Below are 24,876 nucleotides of genomic sequence, written 5' to 3' on the forward strand. Positions count from 1 at the left end.
ATCCTCTTCCGGCTAGGCAGGGGGATGAGAAATTCGGGAACGGGGCAGGGAAATCCGGGATTCTTCCGACCCTAATCACGGCCGGTTCCCCGTCAACGAAAAGCCGTTCGATACGCTGGACAACTCTGAACGGGGCCCGGTTCACCCGACGAAAGTCGGGCGTTCCGGGCGGTACTCTGCGCTTTCATGACGAGCACCGTTCCGGCGGAATTCGGACCAGCGCTGCGCACCGCCATCGAGCGCAGCGGGCTGAGTCTCAACGAGATCAGCCGTCGTCTGCGAGCCAGGGAGACGCCGGTCAGCATCAGCGCGCTCAGTTACTGGCAGAACGGGGAGAACCGGCCCGAACGGGCGAGTTCGCTCGCCGCCGTCACCGCGCTGGAAACCATTCTCGGTCAGCGGCCGGAAACGCTCACCGGACTGTTGGGACCGCGAAGACCGCGCGGCAGGTCGAACCATCGCATGGTGGCTTACGACCAGGTGTGGCGCCGTCCCGAGACGATCGCGCGCGCACTGGCCAAAGTGGACGCGACGCCGGAGGAACTCGATACCCCGCACCGGCTCTCGCAGTACGTGTCGTTCCGTGTCGACGAATCCGGGCACGAGGAGTCGATGCGGGTGCGGCGGCTGGTCCGCGCCGATCACGACGGGACGTCCCGCTTTCTCTTCGTGATCCGGTGTTCCAGTCTCACCAGGGAGCCGGTGGTGCTGTTCACCGAGGGCTGCAGTCCGGCGCGGTTCCGCGCGGACGTGCCGTCGTCCACCTGCGCGTTCGAATTCGCGCTGGACCGGACACTGGCCGCGGGGGAGCTGGCCGTCGTGGAGTTCGGCGTCCGGTTCCCGCCGGGACAGAACGGAGAGCACGCCCAGATGGCCATCTACCGGCCCGCCAGGGACATGGTCCTGCAGATCTCCTTCGATCCGGCGTGCCTGCCCCGGCACTGCACCGCGTTCTTCCAGCCGCGCACCGCTTCTCCGCCGGAAGAACGCAGTGAAGCTTCCTTCGACCGGGAAACCGGCACTTTCCAGTTCATCACGCTCGATCCGCTCCCTGGCCAGTACGGAATCCGGTGGAGCTGGACCTGACCGCGTCGTCAACCGCCGGATTCGGCGTTTCACCAGCAATTCAGTCGTCCGGATAACACGAATGGGTCGGGTTACCCGCCTCGCCCGGTCGGGGGTATTTCCGGATTTCGATTGTGTTCATCCGGCCGGAGGGCACAAGAATCGCCCCATGCGTGCAAGGCGGTTCGCCTCGATTTCTGCCGGTGCCGCCGCCGCGGTGTGCGTGGCGGCCCTCGTGGTCACCGACGGCGCGGTCGCCGCCCCGTTGCCGGGCGGACTGGGACCGTGCGTCGGTTCCGCCTGCCCCGGCAAGTACCCGCCGGTGAACAATCAGGACTACGCGGGCCGTGACAACGGCATCAACGTCTTCGTCGGCGGCGAATTCCAGGTACGCGAAGCGGCGGCGGAAGCCGAAGGCCGAGTCGTCGTCCTCGGCAATTTCGACATGGCGAAACGTGCGGGCGTGTCCGCCATCTACAACGTCGGCATCGCCGGGGTCGGCTCGCGGGTCCCACCCTCCGACGGCGCGGACTTCCTGACCACCGGCGGGAACGTGAGTGTCGCCTCGTCGCAACGGCTGGTCGCCGACGACGGTGTCGTCCGGCACGCGGGGACCGTCACCGGGACGGTGGACGGAACGCTCACCAAGGATGCGGACGCGGCGAAGCCCTATGTCGGCCTGCGCGAGGATCTTCGGGTGGCGAGCCAGTGCTACGCACGTGAAGGCACCACGCCGCGGCCTGCCACGGGCACGGCGCGCAACGAGGGATACCGCACCCTGTTCACCGGGGACGGGAAATCCGCGTTGCAGGTGTTCACCGTGGACTTCGACGTGACCGCGGCCAACGGCGGTATGCAGGGCATCGAGTTCGAAGGCATCCCGGCCGGGGCGACGATCCTGGTCAACATGGTGGGGGCGGCCCGGACGATCAACACCTTCACCGGTGACCCGGGCGACACGGACCCGATCAACAAGCTCCGGGAACGCCTGCTGTGGAACTTCCCGGACGCCACCAAGGTGAAGATCGCCGGTGGCGCCCAGTTCCAGGGAAGCGTGCTGATCGGCGATCCGGGAAGCACCGCGACGGTCACTGCGTCCGGGATGAACGGCCGGTTCTTCACCACGGGCACGCTGGTGCACTCTTCCGAGGCCACCGGCGGTGGCGGGCAGGAGTTCCACGCCTACCCGTTCGACGGCGACCTGCCCGACTGTGGCACCACGCCGACCACGACGCCGAGCAGCTCGACGTCCACGTCGTCGTCTTCTTCGTCCTCGTCGAGCTCCACGAGCCCGACCACGACCAGCAGCTCGCCGACGAGCAGCAGCTCGACCACCACTTCGTCGTCGACCACCACCACCTCGTCCTCGACCACGACGTCCTCGTCTTCGACGACTTCGTCCTCGACCACTTCGTCGAGCCCGACGAGTACCACCACCACGTCAAGCAGCAGCACGACCTCGTCGAGCCCGACCAGTTCGAGCAGCAGCGCCACGTCGTCGAGCCCGACGAGTTCCAGCAGCTCGTCATCGAGCAACACGCCGTCGTCGAGCTCGTCCAGCAGCACGTCGCCGACCACCAGCAGCAGTACGTCGAGCACCACGCCGGGACCCGGCGTCACGGCGAGCACCACACCCGGGCAGCCGGGAGCGACCACTCCGGGCGGCGGGCCGTCCGACAGCGGCCCGCTGGCCTCGACCGGCAGCGAGATCCGTGGCCTGCTGGTTCCCGGCCTGTTCCTGCTGCTGCTCGGTGGCGCGCTGGTGGCGATCACCCTCCGGTCGAGGCGCCGCGAGTCCTAGGCGAGCGCGGTGTCGATGATGTCGCGGCGGTCCGCCAGCAGGGCCTCCGCGGCGGTGCGCCCCGTCGCGGCCAGGTAAGCGTCGACGAGACGGTTGCCGACCGCGTAGCCGGCACCGGTCGGCAGCCCGACAGGCGTGCCGCCGTAGCGGGCGGCGCTCTCGTCGCCGTGCACCCAGGCCACGAAGTTCTGCATACCGGTGATCTCCAGTCCGGAGACGACCTTCGCGAACACCGCGTCGTCGTGCAGATGCGGCACGCCGATGCGGGCGTAGCCGAGTTCGTCGCCGTACAACTGACGGGCGAACGCGTCGGCCAGCCCCTCGGACACGATCTGCTCGCCGACGGTGACCGTCGCCGGATCCCAGATCACCCCGCCGGGGCTGTAGCGGAGGTTATGGTTCAGCTCGTGGACCGCCGTGGCCTCCAGCCGCGCCAGGTTCTCCGGATACGGCCAGAAGTTGAGGTAGATGTAGCCGGACATACTGCCGTTCGCCGACATCCCCAGGTTCGGTCCCATGAAGTGCGCGTCGCCGGGGTCACCCAGAACGGTGAGGACGGTGATGTCCGGTACCGCGAGTCCCGGCGTCGCCGCGACCTGCGCGGTGACGGCGTCGTCGAGCGCCCGCCGGATACGGTTCCAGGCGTCGGCCTCGTGCAGGGCTTCGAGGGCCTCCAGGCAGCGCTCTTCGTCACGGTCGAGCGGGAAGCCGGAGCTCATCGCGTGCATCGCGACGAGATCGACGTCGCCGGGGAAGTAGCGGTACATCCCGGCGGCGGGTTCGACCATCGCCTTGAGCAGCTCGGCGCGGTCCGCCTGAGGCGCGCGCAGGATCCCGCGCATCGCCGGGTAGGTGTCAAGAACCTTGATCGTCATGAGGGAGACGCTAAAGGCTCCAGTGGGTGGAGACTCAAGTCCTCGTGAGTGGTAAGGACGGTTAGAACCGACCGGTATTTGCCTACCTACGCGTGACCAGGGCGAAGGTGTGGTGCGGTAGTCGAGGGGGTCGGTCCGGTCTCGGAGTTCGATGACACCGGAATCTCACCATGTCAGGTTCGAGCGTGGAGGATTTGGGACGTTCAACGTCCTGAATCCTCCACACTCGGCTGGGGTGGCGCTCACGCGTGTGCCGGGCGTTGACGATGAAGGATTTGGGACGTTGAGTGTCCCGATTCCTTCATCGTCGGGGGGTCGCTCCGGTCTTGGTACTTGATCGACGGAGGATCGGGGACACTCAACGTCCCCGATCCTCCGTTGATCAAGACCGAGCCACCGAGATGACATCAGGATCCAGTGGGTAGGCAAATACCGGTCCACCAGAACCGTCCTTACCACTCACGAGACCGAGCACGGCTTACCCGGCGAGGAACTCCGCCACGGCCTTCCGCCCCGCGTCGCCCGGCTCGCGGTTCTGGATCGAATGCGCCGCTCCCTCGACGATCACGACCTTCCCGCGCGGCGCGACCTTCGCCTCCTCGTACGCCCACTCCATCGGTGTGGACAGGTCGTGGTCGCCGTTGAGCAGCAGCACCGGGACGTCCGGGAGTCGCCCGCCCGGGTTCGAGCTCGGCGGCTCGACTGGCCAAGGCAGGCAGGTCTGGATGAATCCCTGTCCGGTCGCGACGGCCGGGCTGAACGGCCACGTTTCCCGCGCGCTCAAGCGTTTCTCGGCCAGTTTCAGCAGCGGCTCGCGGACGAAGCCCGGCGTTCCGGCGTCGCCCCAGGGGAACCGCATGTCGGCGCACAGCGTCGCCGCGTGCAGTCCGGAGCTGAAGGAGGCGAGCGGGTCGCCGCCGGAGGCGAGGTTCCGCAGCAGCGAGTCGAGTTTCGCGGTGTCGCCACCACGCGCGGTGCGCAGCGCGGTGATCAGGTCGGTCCCCATCACCGAGGGGTCCCGATAGCTCGGATCGACGAATTCGTAGGTGACGATCATGTCGAACAGCGCGACACCGGCCGCGGTGTCCCGGTTCCGGACGAGCCACGCGAGGTCCTCGGCCGGATCGGATCCGCACGCGGGCGGCTTGGCGCACGCGCTGCGCAGCACCCGCGCGGTCGCCTTCAGCCCCTGGAGGTACAGCGACTGGTCGACCGTCGCGTGGTGGGGGAGTACCGAATCGAGGATCACCTTCGCAACGTTGCGCGGATGCGCGACGGCGTACCGCGCCGCGGTCAGCGAACCGTAGGAGACCCCGTCCACCACCATTTTCCGCGCGCCCAGGGCCCGGCGGAGCAGATCGAGGTCGGCGATCGTCGAGTCGCTGCCGTAGAACCGGGCCTTGGTGCCGAGCACGGCGGCACAGCCGTCGACGGCCGCGCGGGTCGGCGGTTCGATGTCCGAGCTGCCGACCTGGGCCTGCAGTTCCGGGCAGTCGAGGGCGTTCCCGCCGGTGCCGCGCTGGTCGATCATCACCAGCCGGTGGTCCCTGAACACCTCCGGCATCCGGTCGGACACCCTCGTGCTGAAGGGAACGCCGGGCTGTCCGGGGCCGCCGGTGAGGAACAGCAGCACCCCCTTGGGCGCGTTCGTGTTGTTCGCGGTGGCGACCTGGAGTTTCAGCGTGCCGGGTGTGCGGCCGCGATGGTCGAGCGGCACGGTCAACGTCGAACAGGTGAATCGCGCGTCGTGCGGGCAGGCCCGGGAATCCTCCAGCCGCGGCCCGGAGGCCGAGGCGGTGGCCGGTCCGGCGAGACCGGCCGACAGTGCGACGATCGCGGCGAGGACGAGCGTTTTCGATCGCATGGACCGATTCTGACCAGCCGCGACCGGGGCCGTCCGGGGTTTCGCCGAAGTTGCTCCGGTCGGGGCACCCGCCGGCCCGGGCAAAGCCGGACCGGCGGGTGTGCCGTCTACTGCCGCAGGGCGAGGCCGTCCGTGATGGCCTTGACGCCGCTCAAACCGGGAATTCGGACGGGCACCGTGGTGTAGTAGGGATAGTTCTGCGCGGTGGCGCCCAGCCTGAACGCCTGGTTGTCACCCCAGCCGAGAACGGTGCCGTCCGCGCGAACGGCGTAGCGGTTCCCGATGGCTTTGGCGTCGGTGATGTCGCCGACCCGCACCGGCACCGTGGACGTGCAGTCCGGACCGGTACCGGACTCGCAGTCCAGCCCGTTGCCGAGTGCGCCGCGCAGGTTGGAGCCCCACGCGTAGACGGTGCCGTCCTCGCGGAGCGCCATGCCGTCGGTCACGGAGGTGACCCCCGTCAAACCGGTCACCGGCACCGGCGTGCGGGAGACACAGCCCGACGGGGTGGTGCAGGCGACACCGTTGCCGAGCTGACCGCCGGAGTTGTAACCCCAGGCCACGAGCGTGCCATCGGCCTTGACCGCGTAGCCATTGGCGGTGCCTGCGCCGATCGACTTGATCCCGGTCAGTCCCGAAACCCGCACCGGGGTGTCGGACCGCGCCACGGTGGAGCCGTTCCCCAGTTCGCCGTTGGTGTTGTCGCCCCACGCCCACACGGTGCCGTCGGTCTTGAGCACGTAGGCGGTTCCCCACCCGGTCGCGAGGGCGGCACCCCCGGTCAGCCCGGCGACCTGCACCGGGGCGTTGACGTCCTGACCCCACTGCCAGACGGTCCCGTCGGTCTTCACCGCGTAGCCCCGCGAGCCACCCCTCCCGATCGCCTTGACGGAGGTGAGCCCCACCACCGGGACGGGTGCCGCCGAACCCGAGCCGACGGTCGCCCACCACCCGTTGCCGAGCTGGCCGGTCGAGTTGCCGCCCCAGGCCTTCACGGTTCCGTCCGCGCGCAGGGCGACGCCGTTCTCGGACGAACCGGCGAGGGCGACGACGTCACTCAAGCCAGTGAACGGCTTCGCGTCCGTGATAGCCGTGGTTCCTTGCTCCCAGGCGTGCGGGCCCCAGGCCGACACACAGCCGGACTGGCAGTCGGCGGGAGGAAGGGTGAAGTAGCCGGAGAGATCGGCGGTCACGTCGACGGAACCGTTGCGGTTGTGGACATAGACGGAGCGCATGATCTCGGACGGCGCGCTGGGCGACGGCGTGATCGCGGTGACCACGGGGGCGACCGCCACCGAGATCGTCTGACCGGGTCCCAGGTGCACGCTGGCCGGCGGCTCGCGGGTCGTCCAGAGATCCCAGGCGGTGATGGCGGTGTCCGCGGTGGCGGAGTGACCGGTGAGGTTCAGCGCCAAGGCGAGCGTGTTCGACGGGAGCGGTGACCGCAGGCGATAGGCGATGTCGGTGTTCGGCCCGATCTTCTTGGGCTGACCGTCCCACGTGCCCAGCCCCGTGCGGCCGTCGAGGACCCGTTCCGGTGCCACCGGAGTGAAGAGAGCGCCGTAGTCGGCGGCGTAGAAGCCCACCACGTTCAGGTCCGTGTTCACGGTGCCCGCCAGGTTGTACAGGTCGATCGAGCGGTTGGCGCCGATCTTGACCGTGATCAGGTTCGAGCCCTGACCGCCCGGGTACGCGGCGACGCTCGCCATGGTCGGCCGAGGGGTGGCGGCGGGGGAGGCGGTGAGGTACGTGGCCACGGTCGGCTGGGACAAGGTCGCGCTGAACGTGACCGCGGTGGCCGTCGCCGGGACATGACCGGTCAAGTTCAGCCGGGTCGTCGCGTTGGGACCGATCGAGTAGACCGGCAGCCGGGACGCGCCCACCGGCGTGTACCGCGAACCCGGGACGGTCGTGTAGTAGCCCATGATGCTCGCGATCAGATGGGTCGACCCGGACGCGTTGTGGAAGTCCAGCATCCGATCGGCGCCGACCTGCACGGTGACCTGATTGGACCGCCGCTTTCCGTTCTGCAACAACAAGCTCGGCAGACTCGGTCGCGCCGTGCCGTGCGGGAAGACCGTGACCGCGGAGTCGGCCGTCGGGCTTTCCGCCCACAGGTTCAGCACGACCGCGGTGGTGCCTTCGGGCGCCAAACCCGCGGCGCTTCCGGTGACCGTGGTCCCCGCGCCGACCGGACCGACCGGGACCCCGACACCGCGGACGGTGTCCAGGAACCGGGTCGGCTGCACGGCGACGAAGCTCGATGCCGGAGAGGTGAGAGCCGTGGCGGGTGCCGCCTCGGCGGCGAAGCCCGTCACGACCGAAGAAAGTGTGAGGATCCCGGCGGTCAAAGCCGCCAACCGGGATCTGAAAGTCGCTTGTGGACGTGAAGAATCCAGTGCAGGTCTCATGTTTCCCCCAGTAGAGCCCAAATCGGACTCACGGAATCTACCTTCGCGCTGGTCCGCCCCGGTAGCGGCCGTTCGGGCTATCGGGCGACCCTGAGACCGGACCCGGGAAAAGCCCGGATGTCCCCGAAGACGCCCGCCCCTAACCTCATGATCATGATCCGACGCATGCTGCTGGCCCTCCTCGCCGGCACGGCGGTCTGCCTCGTGCCCTGGACCGTCTACCTCGCCCACACGCTGCCCGACCGGTACGACACCGGCCAGTGGCGCGCGGCCTGGGTCGGATTCGACGTCGCCCTCTTGCTCTGCTTCGCCGCCGGGGCCTGGCTGGGCTTGCGCCGCCGCCGGGCGGCCGTGCCGCTGCTTTCGGCGACGGCCGCGATGCTGTGCTGCGACGCGTGGTTCGACGTCATGCTCGGCTGGACGTCGGCCGAGCGGTGGGCCAGTGTCGCCCTCGCCGTCTTCGTCGAGATCCCCGTCGCCGTGGTGCTGGCCCTCGCCGCGCGACGGCTGCTGAGCGAGGCGATGCCGCGACGATCGGTGACGTTGAGCGACATCGCGATGCGGGAGGACCCGCGATACCAGCAGGTGACCCGCGAGCTTCCCGCCGGCACCGACGAGGTGGCGCGCAGGACGGGCCTCGAGCGAGCCGACGTCGCGGAATGCCTGAATACGTTACAGGACAACGGCTTCGTGCGCCGTGACCGGAAAGGGAACTGGATCGCGATCCCGCAGGACCTGCGCGAGCCGAAGCCGGACGACTACGAAGGCGCCGACCGGGAGCGGGTCACCGCGTTCCTCGACGCGAAGTACGCGAACGAGGTCGCGCTGCTGTCCTGGGCCGCCGAGCACCGCGACGAGTTCGGCCCGTGGTCGACGGCTCAGCGGACCTCGGCGCGGCTGACCGAAGAGGAGTTCCGCGAACTGGACGCGGAATACCGCGAGCTGATCAACCGGTACTGCCACCGGCGGCGGCGTCCGGCGGCGGGCGAGAAGGAGATTTCCGTGCGCTTCTACGCTTTCCCGCCGCCGGAGACCGTGCCGTCCTAGGGATGCCGCCAGGCCATGAACGTCTCCAACGTGGTCAGCCGGTGCTCGCGCACGGCCAGTTCGATCTCCCCGGCCGGCGCGCTCCGGTCGAACAGGTCGAGGATCTTCTGGTGCTCCTGCACGGATTCGTGCGCGCGGCCGGGCACGAAACTGAACGTCGAGGTGCGCAGCCCGGCCAGCCGGTTCCAGCCGCGGTTGACCAGGTCGAGCACCTGGGGATTGGGGCAGGTGCCGAACAGGACGCGGTGGAAGTCGCGGTTCAGCGCGGTGAACCGTGACGGCTCGAAGTTGTCGAGGCAGGCGGTGAGTTCGGCGTTGATCCCCTTGGCCTCGTCGAGCGCCTTGCCGGGCAAGGACGGCGCGGCCAAGGCGGCGGCGTAGCCCTCGACCAGCGCGAGCGTCTGCATGGTGTGCTGGTAGTCGCTCTCGTCGGCCATCGCGACCTGCGCGCCGATGTTGTGCTCGTAGGTCACCAGCCCTTCGGCCTCCAGCCGCCGGACCGCCTCGCGCACGGGCACGGTGCTGACCCCGAGTTCCTGCGCGATCTGCCCGAACACGAGGCGGTAGCCGGGGGAGAAGGTGCCGTCGTCGATCCGCGCCTTGATCCAGTGATAGGCGATCTGCGACTTGCTCATCGCGGTCGAGTTCACCGCGTCGCCTGCGGTCACGAGTAGTGCAGCCAGACGGATTTGATCTCCGTGTACGCGTCGATCGCCCACGGCCCCATCTCACGCCCCCAGCCGGACGCCTTGTACCCGCCCCACGGCGCGGCCATGTCGGGGATCGGCGGCATGTTGACGAAGACGGCACCCGCCCGGATGCCGTTGGCGAACCGGTGCGCGACGCCGAGGTCGCGGGTCCACACGGTGGCCGCGAGCCCGTACTCGGTGTCGTTCGCGCGCGCCAGGAGTTCGTCCTGATCGTCGTAGGCGGTGACGGCGAGGACCGGGCCGAAGATCTCTTCGCGCATGATCGTCATGTCGTCGGCGACATCGGCGAAGAGCGTCGGCGAGTAGAAGTAGCCTTCGCGGTCGACGGCCTGGCCGCCGGTGACCAGCTCCGCGCCCTGCTCACGGCCGGTCGAGACGAGGAAGTCCACGTGCTCGCGGTGCTTCGCGGACACCAGGGGCCCGAGCTGGGTGGACTCGTCGAGACCCGGCCCCAGCTTGAGGCCCTCGAGCCCGGCGGCCAGTTTCGCGACGAACTCCTGCTCGCGTTTGCGGTCCACGAAGAACCGGGTGTACGCGGCACAGACCTGACCGCTGTTCAGCGTCGCGCCCGCGAGGTTGCCCGCGACGGCGGCGTCGATGTCGGCGTCGCCCGCGATGATGCTGGGCGCCTTCCCGCCGAGTTCGAGGGTGAGCCGCTTGAGGTTCGACTCCGCGCTGGCCGCCGTGATCAGCTTCCCGACCGCCGTCGACCCGGTGTAGGACAGATGGTCGACGTCGTCGTGCCTGCTCAGGAGCGCGCCCACCGCGCCGTCGCCGGTGACCAGGTTGACCACGCCCGGCGGGAACCCGGCCTCGTCCACCAGTTCCACCAGCCGGATGCTGGTCAGCGGCGTGACCTCGCTGGGCTTGATCACCACGGTGTTGCCGGTGGCCAGCGCGGGCGCCAGCTTCCACACCAGGATCATCAGCGGGAAGTTCCACGGCGTGATCAGCGCGTTGACCCCGACCGGCTCGCGGCGGGTGTAGTGCAGGGTGTCCGGGAAGGACACCGGGTTGGTGGTGCCCTGGATCTTGGTCACCCAGCCCGCGAAGTACCGCAGGTGCTCGGCCGCGCCGGTGACGCTGACCTGGCGGGAGATGCCGATCGGCTGGCCCTGGTCGCGCGTTTCGAGCGCGGCCAGCTCTTCGTGGTGCGTGTCGACCAGCGCCGCCAGCTTGAACAGCAGCGCGGCTCGCTGGACGGGCAGCAGCCCCGCCCAGGCGGGGTCGTCCAATGCGTTGCGGGCGGCACCGACGGCGGCGTCGACGTCGGCGGCCGACGCGGTGCCGACGTCCTCGATCACCTGGCCGGTGGCCGGATCGTACGTCGGCAGGGATCCGCCTCCGGCGGCGGTCCACTGTCCGTCGATGAACAGGCGTGTGGCCATGGCTAGCTCCTCCTCGACCGGTGTGTGATCGAGTATCGGGCGCCACGCGCTCTTCGGTCTTGCCCGCCAGGGCACGCCGATTGTCGGCCAGCGAACCGAATCCGCCGCACCGGGTCCCGACTTGCGAGGGTGGGGGACATGGACGTCATCGTGGTAGGAGCGGGTTCGGCCGGTTCGGTGGTCGCCAGGAGACTGGCCGACTCCGGGGCGTGGGTCACCCTGCTCGAAGCGGGCGGGCCGGACACCAACCCGGCCATTCACGACCCTTCGCGGGCCGGAGAGCTGTGGCACGGTCCGGAGGACTGGGACTACTACACGGTGCCGCAGCCGCACGCGGCGAACCGGCGGCTGCACCTGCCGCGCGGCAAGGTGCTCGGCGGGTCGCACGCGCTCAACGCGATGATCTGGGTGCGCGGCGCCCCCGCCGACTACGACGGCTGGGACCTGCCCGGCTGGCGGTGGGACGACGTGCGCCCGGTGTTCGAGCGGATCGAGAAGGATCTGCTCGACGTCGTCCCGAACGAGCCGCTGCACCCGATCCAGCAGTCCATTGTGGACGCGGCGGTGCAGACCGGTCTCCCGTTCAACCCGGACTACAACGGCGACGAGCTCGACGGGGTCTCGGTGCAGCGCGTCACCACACGGGACGGCAAACGGCTCAACACCTGGCTCGCGTACGGGCAGCCCGCGGCCGAGCGGATGACCGTCCACACGGGAGCGCTGGTGCACCGGCTGCTGATCGAGGGCACCAAGGTGACCGGGGTGCTGGCCGAGATCGACGGCGAACTGCGGAAGGTCTTCGCCGACGAGGTCGTGCTCGCCGCCGGGGCGCTGGCCTCGCCGGCGATCCTGCTCCGCAGCGGTATCGGCCCCGTGGACGAGTTGGAGGTGCACGCCATCGACGTCGTCGCCGAGCTACCGGGAGTCGGGAAGAACCTGCACGACCACCTGCTGTCCCCGGTCATCTTCGCGACCGACCGGCGTGAGGTCGAGCCCCCCGCGCCCGGCCGTTCGGTCACGCAGACCCATCTGTTCTGGCGCAGCCGTCCCGGGCTGGCGGTGCCCGACACCCAGCCGATCCACTTCAGCGTGCCGATGTACGAATCGTGGATGACCGGCCCGGAAACCGGGTTCTCGCTGATGGCGGGCCTGGTGACGCCGCGCAGCCGGGGCAGTCTCCGGCTTTCGGGGCCGAGTCCGCTCGACGAGCCGCTGATCGACCTCGCCGCGCTGGAAGACCCGGCCGACTTCGAGAGCCTGGTCGCGTCGGTGGAACAGTGCCGGGAAATCGGCCGGGCGGCCGCGCTGGCGGAGGACTGGGGTGCCCGCGAGCTGTACCCGGGGCCGGACGCCGACGTCCGCGAGTACGTCCGGCGGACCGCCATCACCTACCACCACCAGGTCGGGACCTGCCGGATGGGGACCGACGCGGAGTCCGTGGTCGATCCGGAACTCGCCGTGCACGGGCTGAGCGGGCTCCGGATCGCCGACGCGTCGGTGCTGCCGCGGGTGACCACGGGCAACACCAACGCGCCGGCGGTGCTGGTCGGCGAGCAGGCCGCTCGGTTCATGCTCGGCCGATAGTGCGGCGCAGCCAGGAGGCCCGGGTGGCGCGCGCCGCCCGGGCCACTTCGCTGTCCGGGGCGAACCGGTCGAAACCGTGGTACGCGCCCGCCCAGACGTGCAGTTCGGTGGGCACACCCGCTCGCCAGAGGCGGCGCGCGTAGTCGACGTCCTCGTCGCGGAAGATCTCGGCCGCGCCGACTTCGATGAAGGCGGGCGGGAGCCCGGCAAGATCGGTCGCGGTCAAGGGGACCGCGTACGGCGAGGTCTGTCCCTTCAGGAGTGATCGCCAGCCGAACTCGTTGGCTTCCCGGCTCCAGACCCCGCGTTCCGCGAATTCCACTGTGGACGCGGAGTCGTTGCGGCTGTCGATCATCGGGCACAGCAGCAACTGCCCTGCCAGTGCCGGTCCGCCGCGATCCCTTGCCAGTAGGGCGATTCCGGCGCTGAGCCCACCGCCCGCGCTCCCGCCGCCGACGATCAGCCGCGCGGGATCGAAGCCGAGTTCGGCGGCGTTCTCGACCATCCAGGTCAAGCCCGCGTAGCAGTCCTCGATGGGTGCCGGATGCGGGTGCTCGGGGGCGAGCCGGTAGTCCACGGTCACCGCGACGAAGCCGAATTCCTCGACGAGCGCGACCATCCGGGGCAGGTCGGCGAACCGGTTGTCCAGCACCATGCCGCCGCCGTGGATGTTGTACAACCCCGGTGCGCCTCGGGCGTCCCGTGGCTTGACGACGGTCACGACCACGTCGGTGCCGGGGACCGCCCGGTCTTCCCAGACGAGATCCCGGTCGCCGATCGCTTCGGCGCAACTCAGGTTCATCTCGGCCATGGCCTGCCGCATTCCCGCCAGCGACTCGGCGCTCAGCGGAGGTCCGGACGGCAGGCCGACGAGCGCTTCGGCGAGTTCGGGGTCGAAGGCCGTCACGGTCCCTCCGGATCGACGACGTCGCGGTCGGCCCAGTACGGCTCGACGAGTCCGCGAAGTTCTTCTGCGCCCACGCGTTCGACGAGGTCGACAGCGCCCAGGTTGTCTTCGAGCTGCGTGGTGCTGGTCGCGCCGAAGAGCGTCGTCGTGTTGGCGGGGTGGGTGAGGGTGAAGGCCAGGCACAGCTGCGCCGGTGTCGTCCCCAGTTCGGTCGCGATCTTGGCGAGTTCCGGGGCGGAGGCGGCGATGCGCTCGCGGATGTCGCCGGGGTCGCGGCCGACCTGCCGCGCGCCGCTGTTCTTGCCCAGCAGGATCCCGCCTTCGAAGATGTCCGAGGACTGCAGCGTGACCCCGAGTTCGCCGAAGACCTGCTTGAAGGGTTCACCGTCCGGAATGGACCGCCGGGCGACGCTGTACTTCAGTTGCGCGATGGCAGGGCCGGGCACGTTCTCCGCCGCGGCGAAGTCGTGCAGCGCCTTGATCGTGCCGGCGGACCAGTTGTTCACGCCCCACTGCCGGATGAGCCCGGCCTCGCGGAGTTCGTTCAGATCCAGGACGAGCCGGTGCAGATCGGTGTCTTCGCGACGGAGATCGCCCAGCACCACCAGATCCGCGTGCTCGACGCCCGCGCGGAACAGCGCGTTGTCCAGCTGGTCGCGCAGGTTGTACTCCGGGTAGCCCTCCAGCCAGAGCTTGGCCGAAAGCAGGTAGTCCTCGCGCTTGATCCCGGCCGCGCGGACCATGGCCGAGAACAGCACGTCGGTGTAGACCGGGGTGGCACCGGGGAAACCGTAGACACCGACGTCGAAGAGCGTGATCCCGGAATCGACCGCGGTGCGGACCAGGGTCACCGCCTCGCGGAAGTCCATCCGGTCGTAGGTGTGCCAGGAGCCGAGCGAGAGCACGCCGGTGAGCGGGCCGTCGCGGCCGATGCGGCGCTGGGGGATGACAGGCATGGGGTCTCCTAGGGAAGACGGGGATCGATGACGGCTTTGAGTTCGCCGAGCCGCGACATCGACTCGACGCTCTTGGACGCTTCGGAAAGGCCGACGGGTGCGCTGAACAGGTCGTCCCAGGGCAGCCGATCGGCGAAGGTGCGAAAGAAGTCCACCGAGCGGTGGTAGTCGGCGATGTCGCCGTTGAGCGAGCCGACGACCGTGAGTTCCTTGCCCATCACGGTGCCCAGTGCCACGGGGGAGGGCGCGGGGCCGGTGGAACCGACGATCGCGATCGTCCCGCGCTGGGCCGCGAACGCGACGGCCTCCTCGCCGATGGTGGGCCCGCCCGCGAAGTCGAAGACGTGGTCGGCGCCCCGGCCTCCGGTGAGTTCCTTGACCCGCTCGACGCGCTCTTCGGCGGTGCCGTCGACCGGGATCGTCGCTGTCGCCCCGAAGCGTTCGGCGGTCTCCAGCCGGTCGGCGGGCCCGCCGATGGTGATGACGTCACCCGCGCCGGAGATCCGGGCGACGGCGGTGGCGAACACGCCCAGCGCGCCGGCGCCCTGGACGACGACCGTCGCACCGGGACGGATCCCGCCCGAGCGCGAGACGGCCCGCAGCACGGTCTTGCCCGCGCAGCCCGACATCGAGGCCCAGGTGTCCTTGACGTCGTCCGGGAGCAGGAGCTTGGCCGCGCCGGGGGTCACGTAGCAGTACCGGACGAGACCGCCCGTGGCGTACGGGAAGACGTCGGAACGCTGGAGGAAGCCGTAGCCGCGCTTCTCGCAGGCGACCGGTTCGCGCAGGATCGTGCAGCCGTAACACTTTCCGCAGGTCGATTCGGACCAGCCGATGCGGGCGCCCTCGGTGATCTCGCGGCCGAGGGTGTCGGTGGTGCCCGGTCCGACGGCCACCACCTCGCCGACCATTTCGTGTCCCAGCACCATCGGGAGCATGCCGGGGAAGGTCATCTGGCCGGACCAGATGTGCACGTCGGTGCCGCACAGGGTGGTGCAGGTGATCCGGACCAGCGCGGCGCCCGGTTCCGGCTCTTCCGGCAGCGGTAGTTCCCGCAAGGTGAGCGCGGAGCCGTGTTCGGTGAGCACCGCCGCTTCGGTTCTGTTGACCATCTTTTTAGTCTACAGTCGTAGGAGAAAAAGTCCAGATCCTGGAGGAAACCATGCCGTCGCAACGTATTCGTCCCGCATCGCTCGTGGTTCGCGGCGGTCCTGTGCTCACCTTCGACCCGGCGGGCACCGTCGTGTCGGCGATGGCCGTCCGCGACGACCGGATCGTCGCTCTCGGCGATGTCGCCCTGGACCACATCGGTCCGGAGACCGAGGTGATCGACCTGGCGGGCAGAACCGTTTTGCCCGGTATCAACGACGCGCACCTCCACGCGACCTGGCTGGGTGCCCGGTGGCCGGACACGCTCATCGGTGGCGCGGGATTCACCGGGGGAGAAGAGAAAACGGTGCGCAGCGCGGCCGAACGACGGGCCGCCATCCTCCGCGCGGGTGACCTGTGCGCGTCACTCGGCATCACCAGCTACACCGAGCCCGGTCTGGGGCCCGGCGAAACGGGTTGCTTCGGCGCCGAGGTGCTGGAGGAATACGCCACGCTCGCCCGGGAAGGACTTCTGCGGGCGAGGGTGACCGCGCTGCGGCTGTTCGGCCTGCTCGATGGTGCGAGCTCCCTGGCGGACTTCGAGCGCGGGCTGGCCACGCCGTCGCCGTCCGCGGATCCGTTGTGGCTCACCGTGCCCGGCGTGAAGATCTTCGCCGACGGCATCCCGCCGATGCGGTCCGCGTGGACGCATCACTGCTACGCCGACGGTTCCCATGGCGTGCTGCTCGTCGACGGCGATGACGACCCGGGGCGCGCGGGCAACCTCGCCGCGATGATCCGCCTCGCCCACGAAGCCGGGATGGTGGTCGCCGTGCACGCCACGGGGGATCGCAGCATCGAGGCCGCGCTCGGCTCGCTCCGCCGGGGCGACCACCTGGTGCACGGGGACCTGGTGACGGCGGACCAGCTGGCGCGGATGGCTTCCGAGGGGGTCGGCCTGACCACGCAGCCCGCGATCGCGGTGGCGATGCGCGGAATGCTGTCGGATGCACTCGGCGCGGAGGTCGGTGCCCGCGCCTGGCCGCTGGCGGAGATGCTGGACTCCGGCGTCCCGCTGACCTTGAGCAGTGACGCGCCGGTGGTCACCCCGGACTGGCGGGTGCACATCGCCGCGGCCGCCCGGATGCTGGAAGTGTCCGATGTGGACGCCACGCTGATGACCCGGCTGCTGCGCTGCTACACGGTCGCGGCCGCCGAGCAGGATGGCGCGGCGGGCTGGAAGGGATCGCTGACCGTGGGGCGGGTCGCGGACTTCTGCGTGCTGGCGGCGAATCCGCTCGAGGTCGCGTTCGCGGACCTGCCGGACGTCGGTGTCGAACTCACCGTGTCCGGCGGCCGCGTCGTGTACTCAGGTGAGCAGTTGCCCGCCGTCGACCTGGAGGCTCACCCCGGTGAGATGGCCGGCGTCGGCGGAGGCGAGGAACAGGACTGACGGCACCACGTCGGCGACGGAAGCGATGGTCCCCAACGGGATCCTCGCTTCCCACGCCGCGCGGGCGGCGGTGTCCGAGGCGAACCCGGCGGTCATCGGCGTGAGCACCGGGCCGGGCGCGACGGCGTTGACCCGGATGCCGTGCGGGGCCAGTTCGAGCGCCGCCGAGCGGGTGAGGGCCTCGACGGCGGCTTTGGTGGCCTCGTAATGGCCGAGTCCGGGGGTCGGCTGCCGGGCACCGATGGAGGTGATGTTGACGATGGAACCGCGGGTGCCCGCCTCGAGCATGTGCGCGCCGACCGCGCGGGTCATCAGGAAGGTGCCGCGGAAGTTCACCCGCATGCACAGATCGAAGACGCCGATGTCCAGTCCCACCAACGGGCCGCCGCCGCCGGCGAGGCCGGCGTTGTTGACCAGGACGTCCACCGCGCCGAACCGTCCGGTGATCAGCGCCAGCGCCGCGTCGACCGATCCCGGATCGGAGATGTCGAGTTCGACGTGCTCCGCGCCGAGCTCATCCGCCAGGTCGTGGGCCGCGCGCGCGTCGACGTCGGCGATGACCACGCGGTCGCCCGCGGACTGGAAGGCTTCGGCGACACCGCGGCCGATGCCACTGGCACCGCCGGTCACCACTACGAGTCTCTTGTTCATTCTACAATCGTAGACTAAAACTTGTTTCCGTTGCCAGCGAAAGGAAAACTCGTGCACGAGAAACAGAACGGACTGGGCTTCGCCACTTCGGCGCTGGGCCTCGGGTCCTGGAACACCTGGGACCGCATGGACTTCGACGACGCCGTGCGCCTGATCCGGCGCGCGATCGACGCGGGGGTCACGCTGTTCGACGTGGCCCACTACAACATGGGACCGCATTCCGAACAGTCGCGCACGGACATCCTCTTCGGCGAGGCGATCCGGGCCGCGGGGATCCACCGCGACGACTACCAGCTGTGCGGGAAACTCTGGCTCTGGGACTACCCGAACACCGGATTCGCCGAGCAGCTCGCGACCTCGTTCGACCGGATCGGCGTCGTCCACGCGGAAGCCGTCGTGGTCGGCGACTACTTCGGGGACCAGGACATCCCGCGGATCGTCACCGAGGTCGCGGAACAGATCCGCGTCGGCCGCTTCGACGTCTGGGGCGTGAACAACTGGCTCGCGTCGGATCTCGATCGCGCGCTGGAGTTCGCCTCTCGCGAAGGACTTCCGGCACCCTCGTTCGCTCAGCTGAAGTACAGCGTCGCGCGGCGTTCCATGGCCGAAGGTCCCTTCTACGGCCCGCATTTCGAGGCCGGACGGCTGACCTTGCAGGCGTCGGACATCTTCGAGGGCGGGGTGCTGCTCGGCAAGACCCCGGAGCGCAAGATCGGCGCGGATCCGGGCGGGATCCGGGAGTCGATCCGGGATGCCGCCTCGCGTGTCGCCGAGGTGGCCGGGGACTTCGGGGTGAGTCCTTCGCAGCTGTCTCTCGCGTTTTGTCTCGCCTACGAGCCGGTGGCGAACGTGCTGTTCGGCGTGAGCCGGCTGGCGCAACTGGAGGACAACTTGGGCGCTGTCGCGTTGGCTTCCGCGCACGGTGCGGAGGTGCGGGCGGCTCTCGAAGATCTCTGGCTGGACCGCTCGGTCGCCGCCGATGGGACCTTCTGAGGGCTGCCGGTGGTGCTATGAAAGGCCCGTTACTTGCAAAATTTGCAAGTAACGGGCCTTTCATAGCGCGCGCGAGCGGAGCGTCAGCCGAGAAACTCCAGCACGGCCGCCTTGAACTCCGGCCCCCGCAAAGCGCCGCCGTGATCCCCGGGCACCCGCACCAGCGAGGCCCCGGGCACCAGCTCGGCGAGAGTCTCGATGCCCTGGCTGATCGGATCGTCGGTACCCGCCACGAACCGCGTCGGCACCGAGACCGCACCCGCCACCGGCGAGAAAGGCTCGGCGCGCAGGTCCTCGATGCACCGGGCGAGCGCGGCCGGATTGCGTCCCGGCGCGGTGATCATGTGCGCGATCATTCCCGTCAGCGGATCCGCGGGCGCCTTCCCGCCGTCGGCGAACGCCAGCGCCGCCGCGACGTCGACGGCGCCGAACGGTTCGAACGGGCTCACCCCGGCCAGCACCAGCCGCCGGACCGGAGCCTGCGCGGGCAGTTCCCAAGCCAGCCGGGCACCGAGCGAATAGCCGACGACGTCCACTTCGGACAGACCCGAGACGAGCCGGGTCAGTTCGCCGGTGATCGCGACGGCTCCCAGCGAGCCCGCGGGAGCGGGGCTGGAGCCGTGCCCGGGAAGGTCGGGAACGAGCACCTCGCGGCCCGCGGCGGTGAGTGCGGCGGGCCATCCCGTGGTGATCCAGTCGGTGTGCCCGTCGGAGGCGAATCCGTGCACCAGCAGGACCGGCGGTCCCGAGACGGTTTGCGGAACGAACCGGCGCACGGCCAGAGAAGTAGTGGCAGACAAGGGAATCCTTTCTCAGCTGCCGGAGGGACGTCGGGTGCGCAGGCGCTGCATTTCGCTCAGCGTCCGCGCGCGGGCGTCGACGGCGATGCGCAGCGACGATCCGATGAGGTTCAGCAGGAAGACGCACACCATGATCGTCACGCCGGGCGCGATCACCAGCCAGGGCGCCTGCACCAGGTACGACCGGCCCTCGGCGATCATGTTGCCCCAGGTCGGGGTCGGGGGAGCGATACCGAGGCCGAGGAAGCTCATCGCGCCGTCCACCAGCATCGCCGCCGCGGACAGGATGACCACCTGCACCAGCGCGAGCGGCAGTACGTTCGGGAACACGTGGACGACGAGGATCTTCCGCTTGCTCATCCCCGAGACCCGCGCCGCGCCGATGTAGGCGCGGCCCGCGATCCCGAGCACCCGGCTGCGGATGACCCGGGCGGTGAACGGCGTGAAGATCACCGTCAGCGCGATCAACTCGGTCCAGATGCTCGCGCCGAGCGAGATCGCCAGCGCCATCGCGAGGATGATCGCCGGGAACGACATCCAGGCGTCCATCAAGCGCATCAGCACCGCGTCGGCCGCACGGAAGAACCCGCTGATCAGCCCGATCACCAGGCCGGTGAAGGCCGCGCAGAGGGTGATCAGGGCGGACAGCCCGAGCGACGCCCGGCCGCCGGAGACCAGCCGGGCGAGCACGTCGCGGCCGAACGAGTCCGTGCCGAGCAGATGCGCGGACGACGGCGGCAGCAGCCGGTTGACCGGGTCGGTCGCGCTGACGCTCGGCAGGAAGAACGGCAGCACGACCACGGTCAGGACGATCAGCGCCAGCAGCGCGGTGGTGATGACCAGCATCCGGTTGCGCCGGAACAGCTTGGCCGCGCGACCGGCCGAGGGCGCTTCACGCACCGGGGACGTCTTTTCCACCAGAGCCACGCTCACGAGACACGCACCTTCGGATCGAGCAGCGCGTACGACAGGTCCACCAGGAGGTTGACCAGCACGAACAGCACCGCGACGAACAGCGTCACACCCTGGATCAACGGGAAGTCGCGAGTGGACACCGCGCCCATCAGCAGATGGCCCAGCCCCGGCACGACGAAGATGGATTCGATGATCACGATCCCGCCGACCAGCATGGCGAAGTTGCTGCCCAGCTGGGTGATCAGCGGCATCAGCGCGTTCGGCAGGACGTGCTTGGTCATCACCTGCCGCTCGGACAGCCCCTTGACCCGCGCGGTGCGCAGATACGCCAGCGGCAGCTCACCGAGCAGGCTCTCCCGCAGGGTCAGCACGAACAACGCGGTCTGCCCGATGACCAGCACGGTCAGCGGGAGCACCAGCGCGGGCACCGCCGTCGGCGGGTCGGTGAACAGGTTTTCGTAACCGCTGGAGGGGAACCAGCGCAACGTCACCGAGAACACCAGCACGAGCATCAGCGAGATCCAGAAGTCCGGCATCGCCATGCCGAGCGCGGAGAGCCGGTCCAGCGCCCGCGCCACCGGATTGCGCGGCGACACCGCCTGCCAGGACGTGATCGCGACGGAGAGGAAGAAACTGATCACCGTCGACAGCACGGCCAGGGTGAGCGTCGGCAGGATGTGGTCGGCGACCACGCCGAGCACCGGCGCGTGATAGGTGATCGACGTCCCGAAGTCGCCGTGCAGCACGTTCCCGGCCCAGCTGAGGTATTGCTCCCACAGCGGACCGTTGAGCCCCATGCTCTCCCGCAGGGCGTCCACATCGGACGGTCGTGCGGTCGGGCCGAGGATGGCCTGCGCCGGGTCGCCGGGAATGAGCCGGATGACGAAGAACATCATCGTCCCGACGATGACCAGGATGATCACCAGATCGCGCAGCCTGCGCAGCAGCAGACCGGTCATGATGCCAGCCAGGTGTTCCAGAAGACGCGGTAGAAGTCGCCGTAGCCCTTGAGTTTGGGGGAGTAGGCCGCGTACAGCTTGGACTGGCTCAAGGTGATCACCGACAGCTGCTTCCAGGTGAACGCCTGGAGCTTGTCCACCACCGCTTTCGCCTGCTCGGGCGTCGTCGAGGCGTTGAACTCCGCCATGAGCCCGTCGAGCTCGGGCGAGGACGAACCGTTCAGCGTGCCCAGGGTGAGCGCGGGCATCTGCGCGGGCGAGGTCAGCGCCGAGTCGAAGAACAGCGTGGTGATGTCCCAGCCGCCCGGTTCCTTGGTCAGCGTGCCGAGCATGGTGGCGAAGTCGAAGGTGTCGATCTTGGTGTTGATGCCGATCTTCGACAGGCTGTCCTGGATCAGCACCGCCCACTTGCCGAACTCCGGGTACGAGTTCGTGGTGACGATGCGGATCGTCGCGCCCGCGGTGATGCCGACCTCGGCCAGCAGCTGCTTGGCCTTCTCCGGGTCGTGCTTCTTGTAGACCTCTTCGCCGGCGGTGGAATAGAACTGCTTGTTGTCCGGCGAGGCGAAGGCCCCGGTCTCGAGGGTGAGGTCCTTGCTGCCGCCGGTGGCCGCGTTGATCGCGGGCTTGTCCAGCAACAGGTTCAGCGCCTCGCGGGCCCGGGGGTCGGCGAACTTCGAACCGGTGTTGAAGTTCGGGATCACGACGTTGTCATTGCCGCCGGGGAGGTTGTGCACGACCACGGCCGGGTTGTTGCGCAGCGTCTCGAACTGGTCGTTGGTGGGCATGATGTGGTCCCACTGCCCGGTCTGCAGGCCGTTGATCAGCGCGTCCTGGTCGGAGACCACCTTGTAGGTCACGGTGTCCAGGTACGCGTGCTTGGCGCCAGCCTGGCCGCCCCAGTCCTCCTCGGTCCGGGACTTGTAGCCGGAGTACCGCTCCAGCACCAGTTCGCGGCCGATGTCCCAGCTCTTCAGCTTGTACGGCCCGGTGCCGATCGCCTTGTCCTGGGCGAAACCGGTCGGCGCGACGCCGGTGAGGTTCTTCGCCTCGTAGATTTCCGTGCCCGCGCCGGCGAGCTCGTTGATCAGCGGGTAGCGCGGCTGCTTGAGCTTGATGGTCACCGTCGCCGGGTCGGTCGGCGTGATCGCCTCGATGTCCGGGGTGACCAGCTGGCCGGTGCGGTGCACCTGCTGCCAGCGCTTGAGGCTCGCCACGACGTCCTCGGAGGTCAGCGCGTTCCCGTCGTGGAAGGTGACGCCCTGGCGCAGCTTGAAGGTGTAGGTGAGCCTGTCCGGGCTGGTGGTGAAGTCCTCGACCAGCATGGGCCGGGCGGTGAAGCCGCGGTCCACTTCGAACAGCTTCTCGTACATCATGTTGCCGATGTGGGCGGTCACCTGGCCGGGGTTGGCGACCATGTCGAGCGACTGCGGGTCGGTCGGCACCGCGACGTTCAGGTTGCCGCCGGGCTTCGGGGGACCGTCGGCGGCGCCACCGCCTGCCTGCCCTCCCATACACGAGCTGAGCAGCAGGACGGTCGCCAAGCCGAGGGCGGCCGAGGTCAGGGTTCGTCTCATGGGTTCCGCACTCCAGTGTGGGGGTGGGCGGGCAGTTCGGGGTTCGCCGCGAGGAGGCGGCGGGTGTAGTCGTGGCGGGCGCGAAGCCGGATCTCGTCCGGGTCACCGATCTCGATCAGTTCGCCCCGGTACATCACGCCGACGCGGTCGGCGACCGAGAGCACCAGGCTGAGGTTGTGCGTGATGAACAGGAAGCTGAGCGCACGGGTGCGCCGCAGTTCCAGCAGCAGGTTCATCACCTGGCCCTGCACCGAGACGTCGAGCGCGGAGGTGGGCTCGTCGGCGACGATGAGGTCGGGTTCGGCGGCGATCGCGCGGGCGATCGAGACCCGCTGCCGTTGTCCGCCGGAGAGCTGCGAGGGCAGTTTCTTCGCGGTGTCCGAGGGGAGACCGACCTCGTCGATCAGCTCGGTCACCCGGCGGTCGAGTTCGGCGCCGCGCAGGCCGGTGAGCTCCCGCAGCGGCTCGGCGATGATCCGGGCGGCGGTGTGCCGGGGATCGAGCGAACTCTGCGGGTCCTGGAAGATGAGCTGCGTGCGGCGGCGGAAGGAGCGCTCGTCGCCGTCGAGCCCGGACGGCGTGCACCGGTGCTCGCCGAAAGTGATGGTGCCTCCGGTCGGGGTCTCCAGCGCGCTCACCAGGCGGCCGAGCGTGGTCTTGCCCGAACCGGATTCCCCGACCAGGCCGAAGAACTCGCCGGGCGCGATCTCCAGCGAGACTTCCTTGACCGCGTGCACCTCGGGTTCGCGGCTCAGGGAGAACCGGCCACGGCGTCCGTACACTTTGGACACCGAGTCGATCACGAGCGCGGTGCCTTCGCCCGCGTTGTCCGCCTTGGCTCGGTTGAGGGGCCTGGTCTCGGTCGCGACCGCCGAATCGCCGTTCATCGCGGCTTCGAGCAGTGCTTCGGAGATGGTGGGGAAGCCGTCGCGCCTGCTCACCCCGAGCTTCGGGACGCAGTCGAGCAGCGCCTTGGTGTAGGGATGCTTCGGCGCGTGCAGAATGTCTTCTTTGGACCCGAGCTCGACCAGTTCGCCGCGGTACATCACCGCGATCCGGTCCGCCACCTGCGCGGCGACGCCCATGTCGTGCGTGATGAAGACGCACGCGGTGCCGTGGTCGCGGCGGACACGGTCGAACAGGGTGAGGATCTCCGCCTGCGTGGTCACGTCCAAGGCCGTGGTCGGCTCGTCGGCGATGAGCAGGCCGGGGTCGGCCATCAGGGCCAGCGCGATCATCACGCGCTGCTGCATCCCGCCCGACATCTGGTGCGGGTACAGGGAAAGCACCCGGTCGGTGTCGGTGAGCCCGACCTCCTTCAGCAGTCCGCGTGCCTTCGCCTCGGCCTCGCGGTGCAACGGCGTGCCCTTGCGCGCGGCCTGCCGCGGCAAGGAACCGGGCTTGCGATAGGCCTCGATCAGCTGCTTGCCGACCCGTTGGCTCGGATTGAGCGAATCCAGTGCCTCCTGGAAGATCATCCCGATCCGCGGGCCGCGGTAGGAGCGCATCTCGTCGGCGGAGAGGCGCGTGAGATCCACGCCGTCGACGGTGATCTCACCGCGGGTGAACACCGGCGCGACGAACTCCAGCAACCGGATGATCGACAAGGCCGTCACCGTTTTACCGCTGCCGGATTCGCCGACCACGCAGAGTGTCCGGCCTTGTTCGAGGTCGAACGAAAGTTCGCGGACCAGTTCGCGTTCGGTTTCGTCGGCGATCACGCCGACGGTCAGTTCTCGTAATTCGAGCAGGGTCATGAATCCCCTTTCCCGAGCCCGCCCGAAGCGGACCGCACAGCCGGGGAACGGGCCTCCGGCGGGGGTAGTTCTAC

The 24,876-nt window shown here is 69.2% G+C and carries 20 protein-coding genes; 6 read left to right on the forward strand and 14 right to left on the reverse strand.

The genetic code is table 11. The features are described from left to right. Positions 1-186 precede the first annotated feature (186 nt). The gene (locus tag ACLJPX_RS03380) at positions 187-1,086 is read left to right on the forward strand and encodes an XRE family transcriptional regulator (RefSeq protein ID WP_410598665.1); all 900 of its coding nucleotides are present in this window, start codon (positions 187-189) and stop codon (positions 1,084-1,086) included. Positions 1,087-1,234: 148 nt separating this feature from the next. Continuing rightward, on the forward strand, positions 1,235-2,866 hold the full coding sequence (locus tag ACLJPX_RS03385; RefSeq protein WP_410598666.1) for a choice-of-anchor A family protein: 1,632 nt from the start codon (positions 1,235-1,237) through the stop codon (positions 2,864-2,866). On the opposite strand, the gene ACLJPX_RS03390 is transcribed toward ACLJPX_RS03385, so the two are convergent. The 3 genes from ACLJPX_RS03390 to ACLJPX_RS03400 all read right to left on the reverse strand — a co-directional run bounded on the left by ACLJPX_RS03390 (position 2,863) and on the right by ACLJPX_RS03400 (position 7,923). Beyond that, entirely contained in the window at positions 2,863-3,741 is an 879-nt protein-coding gene (locus ACLJPX_RS03390; RefSeq protein ID WP_410598667.1) for a DUF2268 domain-containing protein, read from the reverse strand. The two genes, ACLJPX_RS03385 and ACLJPX_RS03390, sit on opposite strands and share 4 nt — an antisense overlap. Positions 3,742-4,219: 478 nt before the next feature. Continuing rightward, on the reverse strand, positions 4,220-5,605 hold the full coding sequence (locus tag ACLJPX_RS03395; protein ID WP_410598668.1) for an alpha/beta fold hydrolase: 1,386 nt from the start codon (positions 5,603-5,605) through the stop codon (positions 4,220-4,222). A 107-nt stretch (positions 5,606-5,712) separates the two neighbouring features. Then, complete coding sequence (locus ACLJPX_RS03400; RefSeq protein ID WP_410598669.1) at positions 5,713-7,923, reverse strand: RCC1 domain-containing protein; 2,211 nt, start codon at positions 7,921-7,923, stop codon at positions 5,713-5,715. Between the two features lie 246 nt (positions 7,924-8,169). On the opposite strand from ACLJPX_RS03400, the gene ACLJPX_RS03405 reads away from it, so the two are divergent. After that, positions 8,170-9,063 (forward strand): helix-turn-helix domain-containing protein, encoded by an 894-nt coding sequence (locus ACLJPX_RS03405; RefSeq protein ID WP_410598670.1) that lies wholly within the window; start codon positions 8,170-8,172, stop codon positions 9,061-9,063. Here the strand turns inward: ACLJPX_RS03405 and ACLJPX_RS03410 are convergent. Beyond that, positions 9,060-9,731, reverse strand: a complete 672-nt coding sequence (locus tag ACLJPX_RS03410; protein WP_410598671.1) for a GntR family transcriptional regulator — start codon at positions 9,729-9,731, stop codon at positions 9,060-9,062. The two genes, ACLJPX_RS03405 and ACLJPX_RS03410, sit on opposite strands and share 4 nt — an antisense overlap. After that, the gene (locus ACLJPX_RS03415) at positions 9,728-11,161 is read right to left on the reverse strand and encodes an aldehyde dehydrogenase family protein (protein ID WP_410598672.1); all 1,434 of its coding nucleotides are present in this window, start codon (positions 11,159-11,161) and stop codon (positions 9,728-9,730) included. Before ACLJPX_RS03415 ends, ACLJPX_RS03410 begins: the two co-directional genes overlap by 4 nt. Positions 11,162-11,299: 138 nt before the next feature. Here ACLJPX_RS03415 and ACLJPX_RS03420 point away from each other — a divergent pair, with 138 nt between their 5' ends. Beyond that, positions 11,300-12,745, forward strand: a complete 1,446-nt coding sequence (locus ACLJPX_RS03420) for a GMC family oxidoreductase (protein WP_410598673.1) — start codon at positions 11,300-11,302, stop codon at positions 12,743-12,745. On the opposite strand, the gene ACLJPX_RS03425 is transcribed toward ACLJPX_RS03420, so the two are convergent. The 3 genes from ACLJPX_RS03425 to ACLJPX_RS03435 are packed head-to-tail and all read right to left on the reverse strand — an operon-like array spanning position 12,729 to position 15,720. Beyond that, entirely contained in the window at positions 12,729-13,652 is a 924-nt protein-coding gene (locus tag ACLJPX_RS03425; protein ID WP_410598674.1) for an alpha/beta hydrolase, read from the reverse strand. The genes ACLJPX_RS03420 and ACLJPX_RS03425 overlap by 17 nt on opposite strands. Beyond that, positions 13,649-14,608, reverse strand: a complete 960-nt coding sequence (locus tag ACLJPX_RS03430) for an aldo/keto reductase (RefSeq protein WP_410598675.1) — start codon at positions 14,606-14,608, stop codon at positions 13,649-13,651. The genes ACLJPX_RS03425 and ACLJPX_RS03430 overlap by 4 nt, the downstream gene beginning before the upstream one ends. A gap of 8 nt (positions 14,609-14,616) precedes the next feature. Further along, positions 14,617-15,720: a zinc-binding dehydrogenase gene (locus ACLJPX_RS03435; protein WP_410598676.1), complete on the reverse strand. Its 1,104-nt coding sequence runs from the start codon at positions 15,718-15,720 to the stop codon at positions 14,617-14,619. 50 nt (positions 15,721-15,770) lie between these two features. Between ACLJPX_RS03435 and ACLJPX_RS03440 the strand changes: the two genes are divergently transcribed. Beyond that, positions 15,771-17,150 carry an amidohydrolase gene (locus tag ACLJPX_RS03440; protein ID WP_410598677.1) on the forward strand — a complete coding sequence of 460 codons (1,380 nt, stop codon included), beginning with the start codon at positions 15,771-15,773 and terminating at the stop codon, positions 17,148-17,150. On the opposite strand, the gene ACLJPX_RS03445 is transcribed toward ACLJPX_RS03440, so the two are convergent. Further along, positions 17,067-17,783 carry an SDR family NAD(P)-dependent oxidoreductase gene (locus ACLJPX_RS03445; RefSeq protein ID WP_101608229.1) on the reverse strand — a complete coding sequence of 239 codons (717 nt, stop codon included), beginning with the start codon at positions 17,781-17,783 and terminating at the stop codon, positions 17,067-17,069. The genes ACLJPX_RS03440 and ACLJPX_RS03445 overlap by 84 nt on opposite strands. A 69-nt stretch (positions 17,784-17,852) precedes the next feature. Here ACLJPX_RS03445 and ACLJPX_RS03450 point away from each other — a divergent pair, with 69 nt between their 5' ends. Next, positions 17,853-18,794, forward strand: a complete 942-nt coding sequence (locus tag ACLJPX_RS03450) for an aldo/keto reductase (RefSeq protein ID WP_410598678.1) — start codon at positions 17,853-17,855, stop codon at positions 18,792-18,794. Positions 18,795-18,877: 83 nt separating this feature from the next. Here ACLJPX_RS03450 and ACLJPX_RS03455 read toward each other — a convergent pair whose 3' ends face one another. The 5 genes from ACLJPX_RS03455 to ACLJPX_RS03475 are packed head-to-tail and all read right to left on the reverse strand — an operon-like array spanning position 18,878 to position 24,802. Further along, the gene (locus tag ACLJPX_RS03455) at positions 18,878-19,576 is read right to left on the reverse strand and encodes an alpha/beta fold hydrolase (RefSeq protein ID WP_101613224.1); all 699 of its coding nucleotides are present in this window, start codon (positions 19,574-19,576) and stop codon (positions 18,878-18,880) included. 30 nt (positions 19,577-19,606) lie between these two features. After that, the gene (locus tag ACLJPX_RS03460) at positions 19,607-20,527 is read right to left on the reverse strand and encodes an ABC transporter permease (protein ID WP_410598679.1); all 921 of its coding nucleotides are present in this window, start codon (positions 20,525-20,527) and stop codon (positions 19,607-19,609) included. Beyond that, positions 20,524-21,468 (reverse strand): ABC transporter permease, encoded by a 945-nt coding sequence (locus tag ACLJPX_RS03465; protein WP_410598680.1) that lies wholly within the window; start codon positions 21,466-21,468, stop codon positions 20,524-20,526. Before ACLJPX_RS03465 ends, ACLJPX_RS03460 begins: the two co-directional genes overlap by 4 nt. After that, entirely contained in the window at positions 21,465-23,045 is a 1,581-nt protein-coding gene (locus ACLJPX_RS03470; protein WP_410598681.1) for an ABC transporter substrate-binding protein, read from the reverse strand. Before ACLJPX_RS03470 ends, ACLJPX_RS03465 begins: the two co-directional genes overlap by 4 nt. Further along, positions 23,042-24,802 (reverse strand): dipeptide ABC transporter ATP-binding protein, encoded by a 1,761-nt coding sequence (locus ACLJPX_RS03475; RefSeq protein WP_410598682.1) that lies wholly within the window; start codon positions 24,800-24,802, stop codon positions 23,042-23,044. Before ACLJPX_RS03475 ends, ACLJPX_RS03470 begins: the two co-directional genes overlap by 4 nt. Positions 24,803-24,876: the final 74 nt, after the last annotated feature.

The organism is Amycolatopsis sp. lyj-90, assembly GCF_046549035.1.
Classification (GTDB): domain Bacteria; phylum Actinomycetota; class Actinomycetes; order Mycobacteriales; family Pseudonocardiaceae; genus Amycolatopsis.